13 protein-coding genes and 1 tRNA gene are annotated in these 14,179 nt (G+C 66.8%); 8 read left to right on the top strand and 6 right to left on the bottom strand.

What is annotated here, in order from left to right:
- The first annotated feature begins 8 nt into the window (after positions 1 to 8).
- Together ACFVYC_RS01180 and ACFVYC_RS01175 are read left to right on the top strand one after the other, a co-directional pair.
- Positions 9 to 1,253, top strand: coding sequence for an MFS transporter (locus ACFVYC_RS01180; protein WP_387545664.1), 1,245 nt, complete (start codon positions 9 to 11; stop codon positions 1,251 to 1,253).
- Between the two features lie 51 nt (positions 1,254 to 1,304).
- Entirely contained in the window at positions 1,305 to 1,808 is a 504-nt protein-coding gene (locus tag ACFVYC_RS01175; RefSeq protein ID WP_307094416.1) for an Lrp/AsnC family transcriptional regulator, read from the top strand.
- A gap of 30 nt (positions 1,809 to 1,838) precedes the next feature.
- On the opposite strand, the gene ACFVYC_RS01170 is transcribed toward ACFVYC_RS01175, so the two are convergent.
- Positions 1,839 to 3,080, bottom strand: a complete 1,242-nt coding sequence (locus tag ACFVYC_RS01170) for an MFS transporter (RefSeq protein WP_387545660.1) — start codon at positions 3,078 to 3,080, stop codon at positions 1,839 to 1,841.
- A gap of 169 nt (positions 3,081 to 3,249) precedes the next feature.
- Between ACFVYC_RS01170 and ACFVYC_RS01165 the strand changes: the two genes are divergently transcribed.
- From ACFVYC_RS01165 to corA, 3 genes are read left to right on the top strand one after another with little or no spacing between them, the layout of a single operon-like run.
- Positions 3,250 to 3,783 (top strand): Lrp/AsnC family transcriptional regulator, encoded by a 534-nt coding sequence (locus ACFVYC_RS01165; protein WP_387545657.1) that lies wholly within the window; start codon positions 3,250 to 3,252, stop codon positions 3,781 to 3,783.
- A gap of 10 nt (positions 3,784 to 3,793) precedes the next feature.
- Positions 3,794 to 4,219, top strand: coding sequence for a DUF1761 domain-containing protein (locus ACFVYC_RS01160; RefSeq protein WP_387545654.1), 426 nt, complete (start codon positions 3,794 to 3,796; stop codon positions 4,217 to 4,219).
- 34 nt (positions 4,220 to 4,253) lie between these two features.
- Entirely contained in the window at positions 4,254 to 5,249 is a 996-nt protein-coding gene (corA, locus tag ACFVYC_RS01155; RefSeq protein WP_387545652.1) for a magnesium/cobalt transporter CorA, read from the top strand.
- Between the two features lie 48 nt (positions 5,250 to 5,297).
- Here the strand turns inward: corA and ACFVYC_RS01150 are convergent.
- The 4 genes from ACFVYC_RS01150 to galU form a co-directional block, all read right to left on the bottom strand.
- Positions 5,298 to 5,370, bottom strand: a tRNA-Ala gene (locus ACFVYC_RS01150).
- Between the two features lie 120 nt (positions 5,371 to 5,490).
- Positions 5,491 to 6,420, bottom strand: a complete 930-nt coding sequence (locus ACFVYC_RS01145; protein WP_387545650.1) for a hypothetical protein — start codon at positions 6,418 to 6,420, stop codon at positions 5,491 to 5,493.
- Between the two features lie 81 nt (positions 6,421 to 6,501).
- The gene (locus ACFVYC_RS01140) at positions 6,502 to 7,122 is read right to left on the bottom strand and encodes a GNAT family N-acetyltransferase (RefSeq protein ID WP_387545647.1); all 621 of its coding nucleotides are present in this window, start codon (positions 7,120 to 7,122) and stop codon (positions 6,502 to 6,504) included.
- A gap of 4 nt (positions 7,123 to 7,126) precedes the next feature.
- A complete protein-coding gene (gene galU / locus ACFVYC_RS01135; protein WP_387545644.1) occupies positions 7,127 to 8,032 on the bottom strand; it encodes a UTP--glucose-1-phosphate uridylyltransferase GalU in 906 nt (301 codons plus the stop codon).
- 94 nt (positions 8,033 to 8,126) lie between these two features.
- Between galU and ACFVYC_RS01130 the strand changes: the two genes are divergently transcribed.
- The 3 genes from ACFVYC_RS01130 to ACFVYC_RS01120 all read left to right on the top strand — a co-directional run bounded on the left by ACFVYC_RS01130 (position 8,127) and on the right by ACFVYC_RS01120 (position 9,971).
- Complete coding sequence (locus ACFVYC_RS01130) at positions 8,127 to 8,762, top strand: 5-formyltetrahydrofolate cyclo-ligase (protein WP_387545642.1); 636 nt, start codon at positions 8,127 to 8,129, stop codon at positions 8,760 to 8,762.
- Between the two features lie 119 nt (positions 8,763 to 8,881).
- Positions 8,882 to 9,154 carry an FmdB family zinc ribbon protein gene (locus ACFVYC_RS01125; protein WP_387545640.1) on the top strand — a complete coding sequence of 91 codons (273 nt, stop codon included), beginning with the start codon at positions 8,882 to 8,884 and terminating at the stop codon, positions 9,152 to 9,154.
- Positions 9,155 to 9,245: 91 nt separating this feature from the next.
- Positions 9,246 to 9,971 (top strand): RcpC/CpaB family pilus assembly protein, encoded by a 726-nt coding sequence (locus tag ACFVYC_RS01120; protein WP_387545638.1) that lies wholly within the window; start codon positions 9,246 to 9,248, stop codon positions 9,969 to 9,971.
- Positions 9,972 to 10,025: 54 nt separating this feature from the next.
- On the opposite strand, the gene ACFVYC_RS01115 is transcribed toward ACFVYC_RS01120, so the two are convergent.
- Positions 10,026 to 14,144, bottom strand: a complete 4,119-nt coding sequence (locus ACFVYC_RS01115) for an AAA family ATPase (protein ID WP_387545636.1) — start codon at positions 14,142 to 14,144, stop codon at positions 10,026 to 10,028.
- Positions 14,145 to 14,179 lie beyond the last annotated feature (35 nt).

Genomic DNA, 14,179 nt, shown 5'->3' with positions numbered 1-14,179 from the left:
CTTGCCAGATGCCCCACCCCCTTCCGCTCCCTGGCCACCACACCTCCCCGGCAGGCTGGAATGGGCACGCGAAAGGCTCCACGGGGTACGGCCGCATCATTGCCGGCCTGGCTTTTGCGGGGGTGGCAACCTTCGCCCAGCTGTACTCCACGCAGGCCGTCCTGCCAATTCTTGCCACGGACCTGAACATCACGGCGGCAGAAGCAGCCCTCACCATCTCCCTGGCCACCGTGGGGCTCGCGGTCACAGTGATCCCCTGGTCCTTCCTTGCCGACCGGATCGGCAGGGTCAAGGCAATGACGTGGGGAATCTCGGTGGCTACCGTACTTGGCCTGCTGGTGCCACTGTCCACCAGCTTCACCATGCTCCTCGGCCTGCGGCTCCTGGAGGGAATGGCCCTCGGCGGCATCCCGGCCATCGCGATCGCCTACCTCAACGAGGAGGTCACCAAGGCCCATGCCGCGGTGGCAGCCGGGAGTTACGTCGCGGGCACCACGCTTGGCGGGCTGGCCGGCCGGCTGGTGGCCGGGCCTGCCGGGGAGTGGTGGGGCTGGCGTGCCGCGGCCCTTGCCGTCTCCGTCCTGGCCACTCTGGCCGCTGTCGCCTTCCTGCTGCTGGTGCCCCGGGCCAGGGGGTTTACGGCGGCAAAGGCACCAGGCTTCCGCGGAGCTGCGCGTACCCTTGGCGGCCACCTGCGCAACGTCAGGCTCCTTGCCCTCTACATCCAGGCATTCCTGATGATGGGCGGGTTCGTGGCCGTCTACAACTACCTGGGCTTCCGGCTGTCCGGCCAGCCCTTCGGCCTGCCCACCACCGTCATCAGCCTCATCTTCCTGGCCTACCTTTCCGGGACCTTCACGTCCCGCTGGGCAGCCGGGCTGACCCTGCGTTTTGGGCGCCGCAACGTGCTGCTCGCCGGACTTGCCCTGTCCACGGTGGGCCTCGCCCTGACGTTGGCACCGTCGCTTGTGCTGATTCTCGCGGGGCTCGTGGTCTTCACCGGAGGTTTCTTTGCGGCGCACAGCATCGGCGCGGGCTGGACGGGGGCCATCGCCAGCGCAGGACGGGCGCAGGCGGCCTCCCTGTACAACCTTGCCTACTACCTGGGATCGAGTTTTCTCGGCTGGGCCGGCGGCCTGCTCTTCCAGTCCCTGGGCTGGAACGCCCTGGCGGCCGCCGTGATGATCCTCGCCTGCCTCACCGCGGTGACAGTCGCCGTCGTCCATCCCAGGGAGGCCCGCGGCGCGGCCTGAACAGGACCGCCTGCGTCTAGGATGAACGCAGGAACTTTTGGAGGAGCCGCCGTGAGCACGAATGCCAGGAACGTCAGGCCGGGAGTGCATCTGGAGCCCCTTGATGCCATCGACGAACGGCTTCTTGCTGCCTTGGTGGAGGATGCAAGAATTTCGAACAAGCAGCTTGCCGAACTGGTGGGCATAGCGCCCTCCACCGCGCTGATGCGGACCCGTGCGTTGACGGAGCGGGGCATCGTGCAGGGATTCGAGGCGAAGCTTAACCTTTCGTCCATCGGCAGGTCTGTCCAGGCCCTGGTCGCAGTCCGGCTCCGCGCGCACGACCGGGACCAGATCGACCGCTTTACGGCCCGCGTCCCACACTTGCCGGCAGTGCTGTCCACCTTCCATACCTCCGGCTCCGTGGACTACCTGCTGCACATCGCCGTGGCCACCACCGAGGATTTGCGGGACTGGGTGCTGGACAACCTGGCCACCGATCCGGTGGTGGGGCACACGGAAACCACTCTGGTGTTCGAACACATCCAGGGCAACCACGGCCCGCTCCCGGAATAGCCGCGGCAGCAGTATCAGCCCAGCGTGCGGCTAGCGGCGGGTACGCATCGCGCTGCGAAGCGTGACCGCAGCCATAACGAGCGCTGCCAAGCCACAGAGCACCACGAATCCGGCCACGGATGGGGCGAGGCCAAACACGCCCGAGGCCCAGCCAAGCCCGAGGACCGGGACCGCGCTGCCCAGGTAAGTGATGACGTACACCGTGCTGATGGTCTGGGCCTGGCGGGCTGGCTCCACCTTGGAGGCCACATCATTGAAGACAGTACGGAAGGCGAGGCCCTGTCCCACGCCTGCGGCAATGCTTGCAACCACCAGCAGCACGGGACTGTTCCATGCCCCTGCCCCGCCGAGCAGGAGAACGGAAGCGCCCAGGACCGCCAGCCCGCCCGGGACAACATAGCGGCCCCGCAACGTCACCAGCTGGGTCAGCGCCGACGCCGCGAGGGTCAGGCCGGCCAGCACACCGATCAGCGGCCGGCTGTCCACGGCGAGGACCTGGGCGAAGTAGCCGGGGGCCAGCGAAAGGCAGAAGCCAAAGACTGCGAAGCTCAGGAAGCCGACGCCGGATGCCAGCCAGAACGCGCCCCTCGCCTCCCGCGTGACGGAAGGCCGGCGCGGTGCCAGCAGGTACAGCGGCCTGGGGCCCTTCGGCGGCTGGATGGCAGGGCGCGCCCGCAGGAGGTACAGCGGAACCAGCAGCGCTGCGAGAACGGCTGCGTGGACGTAGTACGGTGCCGACGTGGCCCCTGGAAGCAGGGATAGGAGCCCGCCGATCACCGGGCCGGCAGCCACTCCCCCGGCAGAGGCCAGCAGCGTGAAGCGGGAGGCCCACTCCGGGCGTGAGGGCAGCAATTCACGCAGGGCAGCGGCGCTGGCGCCGGTGGCCAGGGCAACGGCAATTCCCTGCATTGCACGGCCGGCGCACAGCCCGGCGAGGGTCTGCGCCTCGGCAAACAGCCAGCCGCCCGCCAAACCGGCAACAACTGCCAGGATGAGGGCCGCCCTGCGCCCGATGTGGTCCGACCAGTGCCCGGCAAGCATCAGTGTGGCAATCAGTGCCAGCACGTAACTGGTGAAGGCGGCAGTGACGTCCAGCTGCGACAGCCCGAATTCCTCCTGCAGAAGCGGGTACAGGGGGGTGGCGAGATTGGCGCCCACCAGGAGCGTAAAGATGACGGCACCCGCGAGCATTAGGCGTGCGGTAACCGACGCATCCCACCCGGCCGTTGTGGCTGGAGCCGGACGCATGCGGAGTTCGCTGAAGACCGTCATTGTGCCGCCTTTGCTGCTGCCGCGGCAGGTGGTCCTTGTGGGTGCCCGGCCGCGGGTGGACATGTGATAGCTCCAGCGTGAAGCATTCCTGCTCGTTCGAGCGGAATGGGGTGCCACAATTGAGCAGGATCATCAAATATTCGGTGCTGCAGTGATGGAGAGTGACCATTTGAACAATCTGGACCCTACCGACCTGAAAATCCTCCTGGAGCTCATCCGGGACCCCAGGATCCAGATCGGTGAGCTCAGCGATGCTTTGGGGGTCGCCCGCAACACTGCGCAGTCACGCGTGCGCCGCCTGCTCCGGGCCGGGGTACTGCGGTCCGGGGGCCGCGAGGTGGACCTCGAGGCTGTGGGCTACGACGTGGTGGCGTTCGTGACCATCGAGGTTTCGCACCGGGAACTGGACGGGGTGGTGGGGGCGTTGCGGCTGATTCCGCAGGTCCTCGAGGTACACGAGATCTCCGGGCGGGGCGATGTCTGGTGCCGGGTGGTGGCTACCGATACGCACAACCTCCAGGCGGCCCTCCGGCAGGTGCTGAGGATCAAGGGCGTTATCCGTACCGAAACCGTGCTGGCACTGCACACGCACATCCCCTACCGGACCGAGCCCCTGATCAGCGGCCTCACCAAAGCCGCCGAAGCCGGCCAACACGGCCCGGGCAAGCCCCCGCGGGCCGCCGGGGCGGGGACGGACAGCTAGGATTTTCAGAATGGATTGGCTCTCTTACGTTTCACAGATCAACTGGCTCGCCGTGCTGCTTGCCTTCATCGCCACTATGGCCGTGGGCTTTGTCTGGTACATGCCCGCCGTCCTGGGCAACAGGTGGATGGCAGCCATCGGAAAGACCGAGGACGATCTCAAGAACATGAGCGGCGGACCCGGAATCTGGGTGCCCATGATGGTGGCGGCTGCCCTGACGGCGATCCTGCTGGCTGTCCTGATCAGCAAGCTTGGGCTCGACAACGCCCTGGCCGGTGGCTGGTTCGCCTTCGTGCTGGGACTGGTCTTCCGTGCCGGCGGCCATGTGATCCATAACGGCTTCGCGGGCCGGCCTGCGGCTGTTACCCTCATCGACTCCGGCCACGACCTGCTGGCCATGACAGTATCCGGTGCCATCATCGGGGCCATGTCCTGATGCCGCGGACCACTTTGGCAAAGCCCGGCAAGCCATGACCATCATTGACAACGCGGTTTACGTGGACGGCATCCGCCACGCCGAGCCCGAAAACCTGGAACAGACTTTCGAGACCCTGGCACACCACGGGGGGATGGCCTGGATTGGCCTCTACCGCCCCACTGCGGAGGAAATGGCCGCGGTGGCCTCTGAGTTCGGGCTGCACGCGCTGGCTGTGGAAGACGCCATCTCCGCGCACCAGCGTCCCAAACTCGAGCGCTACGAGGACAATCTCTTTACCGTCCTTCGGCCGGCACGCTACCTGGACGCCACGGAAACCGTGGAGTTCGGTGAGCTGCACATCTTCACGGGCAAGAACTTCGTGGTTACTGTCCGGCATGCCGAGACCGCCGGCGTGGCGAGGGTTCGGCAGCGGCTGGAAAGCAGGCCGGACCTGTTGCGGCACGGGCCGGAGGCCGTCCTCTACGCCCTGCTGGACCGGGTGGTGGATGACTATGGACCCGTGGTGGCCGGGCTTGAAAACGACATCGACGAGATTGAAGACCAGCTGTTCAGCGGCGACACCACCGTATCGCGCCGCATTTACGAACTCGCCCGCGAGGTCATCCAGTTCCAGCGGGCCATCCACCCCCTGCCGGACATGCTGCACCAGCTGGAGCGGGGCTTTGAAAAGTACGGTGTCGAAAGCAACCTCCGGCACAACCTGCGCGACGTGGAGGACCACGTGGAGCGGGTAATCTCCCGGGCGGACTCCTTCCGTGATCTGCTGCAAAACGCACTGACCCTGGACGGCACCCTCACTGCCAACCGGCAAAACGAGGCAAGTGCAGAACAGAACGAGCAGGTAAAAAAGATCTCCTCCTGGGCCGCCATCTTCTTCGCACCGTCCTTCGTGGCCGGCGTCTACGGCATGAACTTTGACCATATGCCCGAACTTCACTGGCAGCTGGGCTATCCCATGGCGATCGGTCTGATGGCAGGAACGGCCGCGCTGATGTACGGGATTTTCAAGAAGAAGGGCTGGCTGTAGGGCCGGAGGCAACAGGGGCCGCAGCGCCACGCGGCCGGGGGTGATTTGTGGAGCTAAGGGGATTCGAACCCCTGACCTCTTCGATGCGAACGAAGCGCTCTACCAACTGAGCTATAACCCCGGAACGAGCCGCGCTGCACTGCTGTGCGGCACCGGTGACCCTAGGCTACAAATTTTCCGCGCCCAATGCCAACCGGCATACAAAAGGCGGCCGGAATACCCCGGCCGCCTCCCGAAAGTCTCAGGCGCGGCGGCGCTGCAGGACGTCGTCGAGATTGCTGAGTGCGCTCTGGGCCTTGCTGAGCTGGGCCTCCGGGGCCGTGGCGGCGGAAGTGGCGGAGGCGGGAGTGGCGGCGGCGCCTTGCTTGAGGGACGGCTTGCCGGTGGCCTTGGGGGCCTCCGGCAGCTCAAGCGGCTCCGGTGCGGGGCGCTCAGCCTTGGCCGCCTCGACGTAGACCGGCTTGGGCACCTCCACGGGCTCCCACGTGGTGGCCGGCGCAGCCTGTACTGCACTGGTGTCACCGGCTGCCACGGCAACGGCCAGGGCTGCCTCGCGCAGTTCCACTGCCGTCAGGGGCTTGACCTTGGGATTGTGGGCCTCGGCGTCAAAGAGCGGGCTTTCCGGGCGCACCGGCGCGGCCTCCGGCCGTGGCGGGACGTGTGCCGCTGCCGGCCGGGGAGCCGGTGCGGTCATGGCTGAACGGAAAGCCGCGTCCACCTTGGCTTTGCGGTCCCGGACTGCCAGCCAGCGGAGAAGGACCACCGACACCACGGTCAGTGCCGTGCAACCCAGGGGCAGGACTGGAGAGCCCAGTCCAAAGGCCAGCAGGACCGCAGAAACGAACGCGGTCAACAGGGCGAGCAGTCCCACGAGGGCAAGAGCCGTGCGGCCGTAGCGGATACGGAACTGGCCCGTCGGCGCAGCGCTGGCCGTGACGGTAGCTGATCCAGTGCTCTTCCTGGTGTCCATGGCTTTCTCCTGCTGGGCGGCGACCTTCAAAACCAGCCCTGCTCGCGGGTCCGGTACTTCATCGGCGGGGGCGTCTGCCAGGTAATCGCCGGCGGCCTGGAACTGGTGCCGGCGGTTCCGGAGGACGTAGGGGGCAACCCATACAATCCAGAGCACAACGGCAACCACAAGGATCACTGAGCTGCTAAGGGGGAAGTCCACAATCAAAACCGTATGAGCATCACGGCGGCTGCAGCCGCATTAGGCGCGGTGTGTCGTGGCGCGGCTGACAAATCAATGGATTTATGACGGCCGGGAGGCAAGCCAGCGGTGCAACAACCCCTCCGGAACCTCCTCGGACGTCAAGGCAAAGGACCGGTGATCGGCCCACTCGCCGTCGATGTGCAGGTAGCGGGGCCGGTATCCCTCGTCCCGGAAACCCAGCTTTTCCACCACCCGCAGGCTTGGCCCGTTCTCGGGCCGGATGTTGATTTCCATTCTGTGCAGCCCCAGGGTCCGGAAGCAGTGGTCGGTCACGAGAGCCACGGCGGTGGGCGCTATGCCACGCCCCGCGCGCGACTGGTCCACCCAGTACCCGAGGGTGGCCATCATGGCCGAACCCCAAACAATCGACGAAACAGTCAATTGACCCACTATCGCAGGGTTCCGGCTGGCGGGGATCCGCTCGGTGATCAGAAACGGAAGCGCCGTTGCCTGGGCCGCCTGCCAGTTCAGGGAGCGGACCATCTGCCGGTAATCAGGAAGGCTGCCCGCCGGGTCCGGGTTGGAGGCCTCCCAGGGTGAAAGCCATTGGCTGTTGCGCGACCGCACTTCTGTCCACTCTTTTTTGTCCCGGTACCTGATGGGCCTCAGGACCAGGTCTCCGCACTCCAGGGTTACGGGCCAGATGGGGCCGGCGCGCACAGTGCTACTTGGACAGGCCGGCGGTAAAGCCCGGCAGCCACTCCCGAAGGCCGGGACCCAGATCATCACTGTCAATGGCGAGCTGGACGCAGGCCTTGAGGTAGCTCAACTTGTCGCCCGTATCGTAGCGGCGTCCCCGGAACACAACGCCGTAGACGCCCTGCCCCTCGCCTTCTCCGGACGCGAGCTCCTGCAGGGCATCGGTGAGCTGGATTTCGCCGCCCCGCCCGGGGCCGGTGTGTTCGAGGACTTCGAAGACCGCAGGGTGCAGTACGTAGCGGCCGATGACAGCCAGGTTGGAGGGGGCTTCGTCCGCGGCCGGCTTTTCCACCAGCCGGTTGACGCGCACGAACCCCTCGCCGTCGATCTCTTCGATGTCGGCACAGCCGTAAGCGCTGATCTGCGAAGGCTCCACCTCGATGAGTGCGACGACGGACCCTCCCGTTTTCGCCTGCACATCGATCATGGTGCTAAGGAGTTCGTCGCGCGCGTCAATCAGGTCATCGCCCAGCAGGACAGCGAAGGCTTCGTTGCCCACGTGCTGCTTGGCGCGAAGCACAGCGTGGCCCAGGCCGTTCGGGTCGCCCTGGCGGACGTAGTGGATGTCGCCGAGGTTGCTGGCGGCCTGGATGGACGCGAGCTTCGCCGTATCGCCCTTGTCCTCCAGGGTGGACTCCAGTGCCGGTACCCGGTCAAAGTGGTCTTCCAGGGCCCGCTTGTTCCGCCCGGTGATCATCAGGACATCATTGAGTCCCACGTTGACGGCTTCCTCAACCACGTACTGGATGGCAGGCTTGTCCACGACGGGAAGCATTTCCTTGGGCATGGCCTTGGTGGCAGGCAGGAACCTGGTGCCGAGTCCGGCAGCGGGGATAACGGCTTTGCGAACTCTGGGGTTACTGGTAGTCACCCGACTAATCTAGCGTCAGCGTCAAGCATTCAGTAATCATTGAACGGCTGCCGGCCGCCCTGCGCCCGCAGCCATACCGCCATAACGGCAACCGATGGAGGAGTACACCGTGCTTGAGGACGCCAAGGCGACCAAGACCAGGATACGTACCGCGCACCGCCTGCGGCGGGCTGCCCTGACCCCGCAGCAGCTGGAGTCGGCGGGGACGGGCATCGCACGCCACGGCGCGGACTGGGCGGCGTCCCTGGCCGGCGGCTCGCCTGCCACGTTCTGCGTCTACTTCGGGGTCGGCGTCGAACCGCCTACCCTTCCGCTGATCAACGCACTCCACCACAACGGCCACCGGGTCCTGCTCCCGGTCTGTGAGCCAGGGCGGGAACTGGCGTGGGTCTTCTGGGACCCGGACGCCGGCTTTGAGCAGAGCAAGTACGCCCCGATCCTCGAACCCCGGGGCGACCGGAACGGACCCGATGTGGCAGGAACCGCCGCAGCCCTCTTCGTCCCGGCCACCGCCGTCGACCTTTCGGGCAACCGGATTGGGCAGGGCGGCGGGTACTACGACAAGTTCCTGGGCCACCTCGCCACGGCCGGGAAGAATATTCCACTGGCCGCCGTTATCTACGACGAAGAGCTGCTCCCCGCCGGCGAAATCCCGGGGGAGGAATTCGACCGCCCCGTCCCTGCCGTGCTGGCGCCTTCCGGACTTCGGCCGCTTAACAGCCACCACTGAGGGCCCGTTGCCCGGCTCTGAGGGGATGATAGAATTAGCACTCAGGCCCTGCGACTGCTAAACGGCAAGTCCGTTCACGCAGCACAGGACCTCTCGTTTGCCCCAGAGGAGGAGCACCAGTGCCAACGTACGCGTACGCCTGCAAGGATTGCAGCCATGCCTTCGACATCGTCCAGTCGTTTTCGGACAGCACTTTGACCTCGTGCCCCGAGTGCCAGGGGACTCTTCGCAAGAAGTTCAACAGCGTGGGTGTCGTCTTCAAGGGATCCGGTTTTTACCGCACCGATTCCAGGGACTCCAAGGGGAGCGCCGTCTCGCCCGCCCCGGCTGCTTCGACGCCCGCTCCTGCCGCGGCACCTGCCGCTTCCGCGCCGGCTGCCGCAGCCAGCTAAGCAGGACTGTTCGACGCCGGCAGGGCCGGTTTGTCCACATAGCGCACCGTGCTCCTGTTGCGGGTATCCCCCGCGGCCATAGCGTAGGCGCATGCCTGTAAACCTTCTCCGTCCCGGCCGGGCCGCATCCCGCTACCCGCGGACCCCACGGCGTTCCGGCAGTGCCGGCCGCAGATCCACACCGGTCCGGTTCGGTGCGTGGCTGGGCCGGAACCGGCGGCTCGCCGTTGCGCTGTTGCTGTGTGCGGCGGCTTCAATCACCGTGCATCAGCTCACCCCCGCGCCTGTCCACACCGTCACCGGGCTGGCCGCCGCCAGGGATCTGCCCGCCGGTGCGGTTGTGGTGGCGACAGACCTGGCCCATGTACAGGTGCCGCCGGCCATGATGGCCCCAGGTTTCCTGGCCAAGGAGAGCGAGTTGGCCGGAAAGCAACTGGCCGCTCCCCTGCGAAGGGGACAGCTCCTGACGGACGCGCAACTGCTCGGTCCCGGGCTCCTGGCCGGCACTCCGCCGGGCTCGGCGGCGGTGCCGCTTCGCATGGCTGATCCGTCGTCCATCCAGCTCGTCTCGCCGGGGCAGCTCGTGAACGTGGTGCTGACGGCGGGCAACGGCTTCGACCAGCAGGCGCCGTCAGAAGTCCTGGCAACAGGTGTGCCGGTGTTGTGGACCTCCGGCAAGGGCGGCGGGAGCGGGCAGTGGCTGGGCACCGCTGAGACTGACGGGCTAATGGTGGTGGCGGCCAGCGGGGAGCAGGCTGCCCGGCTGGCCGGTGCTTCCACCCAGGGCAAACTGTTCTTCGTCCTCGTTGGCCCCTAGCTGCCCGCCCAGGGCGGCGCCGGCAGTCAGGGCCGGCCAGTCAGCGCCGGTCCGTCAGCCCCAGTGCGGGGGTTTTTGTTCCTTCAGCCAGGCGTCATGGTCATCGTCGGCATCGCCCCAGCGCCGGGGGTCATCCTCGGAAGCCTTCGTGGGCAGAATGCCTTGCGTACCGCCTTGCCCCCTGCCCTCCTGCTCCTGGACCTGTTCGGCCTCGGGAGCCCGGTCCACCGGGATGGGCTGCCCGTCTCCGGATTCGTCTTTGTTGTCTTCAGGGGCCACGCGGACCGCCTCCTTGCTGTCCAAGTCTTTCGCCTGCGGCCGGCGGCGTGCCCGCTCCCCGGCGTCGATACCATTGAGCGCCTGGTCCACGTCGTCGTCAAGGAACCCTGTTGAGGTTCCCGTCCGGCCGGGAAGCACCACCCGCTCAAGTCCCAGGTAGCCGGCAATCCGGTCGGCGCAGGCTGAAGGATCAGTGAAAACCTCAATGGTCCACAGCGGCATGTACCGCCAGCCCAGCCGCTCCAGCAGCTGCGGCCGCAGCCGGCTCCGTTCGCGCACGCTCATGGTGCGGTACAGCTCGGTACCATCGGACTCGATGGCCACAGGCCACGGCAGGTCGGTCTCGTCCCGGCCCATGGTGCCCAGCGGATCCGCGGCCGCCACCACGTCAATTGCGCCGTCATACTGGTGCCAGACCCGCGCGCCGCGGGCCCGCAGCCGGTCCCCGAGATCGGCCACCAGCGGATCGGCGCCCAATGCCTGTTCGCTGGCCGCGGCACGGGAAGCGGGAGTACCCAAATCCGTATTTCCCGCAATTTCACGGTCCAGCAGGGAATACAGGTCCACTGCCCCGTGCGTCAGCCGGGTGTGGTCCAGGTCCTCGGGCCGGAAGCAGGTCAGCACGTGGATGGACCGGCGGGCCCGCGTCATGGCGAGGGCGAATTTTTCCCGGCCGCCCTCAGCAGAGAGCGGCCCGAAGTTATGCAGGGCACGGCCGTGGGGGGTGCGTCCAAAGCCCGGCGAGAAAATGACGTGGTCGCGCACCAGGCCCTGTGCCCGCTCGAGGTCTACCACGCGGAAAGACTCAGGCCCGGCGCCAAAGAATGCTGCGAGGCCGGGGTGGTTGGGCAGCTGAAGCCGGATGGACTCGCCAATCCTGGCAGCATGGCGGAGGCTTGCGGTGACCACTGCCAGTGACGTGCGGGGGCGGGTGCGGGCGTGTTCAAAGACCAGCTGCACCACCCGGTTGACCTCGGCCACCACCGACTCCACGCCTTCGTGGTCCGCGCTGGGAAGGCCGGTGCCGTCCGGCAGGTACTCCACCAGCAGGGACCGGTCCAGGCCCGTAGCGGACTGGCCCTCCGGAAGGCGGTGCAGGGCGCCGTCGTAGAAGTTCTTGCTGAGCTGGAGGACCAGGTCCTCGTCCACCGCGCGGTAAACGAAGTTCAGCCGCCACACCGGAAGCACGGCCGAGAGTGCCCTGAACGCACTCTCCACGCGCTGGTGTGCCGTCTCCCCGGCGGCCAGCCGCTCCACGCCCACCGTAAACGTCCGGGGGCTGGCGATCATCGCATCGCCGAAGGCGATCACCTGGCGGGCGCGGGCGATGGATGGCAGCACGGCCTGCAGAGATGTGGCCTCGGAGTCGAGGATCACCACGGCGTCAAAGTGCTGTTCGGCGGGAAGGAGGCCGGTCATCAGGTAGGGACTGACGGACCAGACGGGAACGAGGGTGCCGATGAGGTCGGGAGCCTGTGCCGTCAGCGCGGGCAGGGAGACCCTGCCGTCTTTGAGGAGGCTGCGCAGGAGGTCAGCCTGCCGGGGGTGCGCTGCGATGCCGGCCCGCCACCGTTCGGCCAGATCCCAACGGAGCCGTGCCGCTCCGCTGGCGATGTGTGCGTTATCCGCCAGCCGGTATTCGGCCTCGAGCTGCCGCAGGGCGTCACCGTCGGACATGGCGAGGTAGTCGTCTCCGCTGATCATCGCTTCGAGCGCCGACTGCCACCAGGCGAGTTCCAGTTCCGCTGCGACTGAGCCTGCCGGAACCTCACGTTCCGCCAGGTCTGCCAGGAGCTCCCCCAGCCCGTGCTCGCGCATGTTCTCCACCAGGAGGGTACGCTCCGGGAGTGTCTTGAGGGTGTCGGTGTCCGCCACCAGCCGCTCGAGCCGCTCCATCAGCTCTTCATACCGGACTTTGGACAAGGCGCCGCCGGCCTCCGTGTGCCGGAGCGCCTCGCCCAACTGGGTGAGTTCGCGGTCAAGGGCGCGGTACATCACGTTGATCTCGGCAAGCCCGGACGGCACCGCAGGGTGGCGCTGCGTGGTGGCATATCCTGCCCACAGGGCGCGCTGCTCCTGGACCAGGACCAGCGAGCTGTGCAGATCCGCTATATGGACGCCGGGACGGACGTACTCCTTGGCCACCCTGCGCAGCCGCGAACGCTGCATTGCGGTCAACTCGATGCCGCGCTCACGGCGCCAGGCGGACGGCGCGGTGGCAGAGATGAGGTCAGTGACCGGCCTGTCGAAGATGTCCGGGGTGAACTTGTCCAGGCTCCCGCGCACGGCTACGAGGAGCTCGAGCTGTTCGCCCCATTCAGCGAAGGAGGCGCCCAGCCGGATTTCCGCATGCTCCGCCACGGCGTTCATACGTTCGCGCAAGGCCGGGAGGCCCTTCTCCACGGACCGGACCAGGTCCTGGGCTTCCTCGGTCTCCTTGCGGTTGAGGAGCCGCGCGCCATGCCAGGGGCTGTTGGTGGACGCCTTACTGAAGCTGCCCAGCTCGGCGGCACGCCGAAGCCTGCCGGCAAGTTCATCGCGGTCCCTGATGCTGTCCAGGACACTGCGTTTGAGCCGCACAGTGGTGGCGGGCGCCGGGTGGATCGACGTCAACTCAGCAAGCGACTGCATCGCCTGGTAGGGCGAGCAGCCCCAACGCTGGCGGACGTTGTGCAGCGATGCCACGTGGTCCATCAGGGCGTGGCGGTGCTCCGTCAGGGTGTCATGCAGGTTTCCGAGCTGGGGTTGCAGGGATTTTTCGTTCCGGACAATCGCCCGCAGCAGTTGGCCCTTCAACTGCTGCGCACTGACGTTCCCGGACAGCTGAAAGAGGATGGACTCAAGGCCAAGGCCTTCGAGCTGGCCGGACACTTCATTGAGGCTGGCGCGGCGGTCGCCTACTACCAGGACCGTCTTTCCGGCGTCCACGAGGGCGCCGATGGTGTTGATGGCCGTCTGGGTCTGGCCGGTACCCGGCGGGCTGCTGACCACCAGGGAATCGCCGGCGCGGGCCGCGTCAATCACGTACTGCTGGTCGATGTCCGCGTCCAGCAGGAGCATCTCGTCCCGGGGATGCCTGCTGTCCAACGGCGGGAAACGGGACGGGTCCGGCTCGTCAAAGTCCACCACTTCGCCGCCGGCAGCGGTGGCCAGGGCGGAGACGAGAGGGTTGGAGTCGTTGATCCAGGGGTCGTCCAGGTTCCCCGAAAGGTCCGCGAAGGTGGAAACCAGCAGGTTGTGCTGTGCTTCTGCGCCGTGGATGGGCCGGATGAGCGTGGCCAGCCTGTCCAGGACGGGCTGGGGATCGAAGCGGGCAGTGCTGTAGGCGAGCCGGGTAACGGCGTTAACGTCGAAGACGATCCCGTGGGTGTTCTTCAGGTGCCGCACCAGGGCCGGGTTGATGTGTGCCTGCTCCGTCAGTTGAAGCTCGTAGTCGTCCTCCCCCGGACGGACCGTCAGCGAAATCGCCGTGAGCATGACCGGGGCCGAGATGCGCTGGGGCTTGCCGCCCACAGCCGACGTCCACACCACCGTGCCCGCGGAGAAATAGCCGGCGTCGATGCCGCGGTCATTGGCAAGCTCGAAAATCTTGGACCGGATGTTGCGGGAGGCCCTGGCAGCCACGACGTACTGCTGGCGGTCGCGGATCAGCGTGGAAAGCCGGGTCTTGCGCCCCGCCATCAGCTGGGCGAGGCCGGACGGGTGGGCGTGCGTCAGGTCGATGGAACCTTCGGGGGTCTTGGTGAAGCGCAGCATCGTATCCGCCCCGGTGACGGGCTTAAGCCCGGACAGCCATTTACGGAGCTCCTCGGAGCCTTCCGGGTGGCCTTGACCAACTGACACTTCTGCCTTCTTTTCTGCGTTTGCACGTGACGCCCTGGACCATACCGGCATAGATTCGAGCGTAGCCGCTACAACGCCCGGACTGA

The sequence above is a fragment of the Pseudarthrobacter sp. NPDC058329 genome (assembly GCF_042879835.1).
Classification (GTDB): Bacteria; Actinomycetota; Actinomycetes; order Actinomycetales; family Micrococcaceae; genus Arthrobacter.
Note: the sequence above shows the minus strand (reverse complement) of the source record. Positions and strands in the feature narration are given on the sequence as shown.

Coding starts and splice junctions, on each gene's coding strand:
- ACFVYC_RS01160 (WP_387545654.1), top strand. CDS start 3,794: ATGGATTGGCTCTCTTACGTTTCACAGATCAACTGGCTCGCCGTGCTG.
- ACFVYC_RS01115 (WP_387545636.1), bottom strand. CDS start 14,144: ATGCCGGTATGGTCCAGGGCGTCACGTGCAAACGCAGAAAAGAAGGCA.
- ACFVYC_RS01170 (WP_387545660.1), bottom strand. CDS start 3,080: ATGACGGTCTTCAGCGAACTCCGCATGCGTCCGGCTCCAGCCACAACG.
- corA (WP_387545652.1), top strand. CDS start 4,254: ATGACCATCATTGACAACGCGGTTTACGTGGACGGCATCCGCCACGCC.
- ACFVYC_RS01130 (WP_387545642.1), top strand. CDS start 8,127: ATGGAGGAGTACACCGTGCTTGAGGACGCCAAGGCGACCAAGACCAGG.
- ACFVYC_RS01180 (WP_387545664.1), top strand. CDS start 9: ATGCCCCACCCCCTTCCGCTCCCTGGCCACCACACCTCCCCGGCAGGC.
- ACFVYC_RS01120 (WP_387545638.1), top strand. CDS start 9,246: ATGCCTGTAAACCTTCTCCGTCCCGGCCGGGCCGCATCCCGCTACCCG.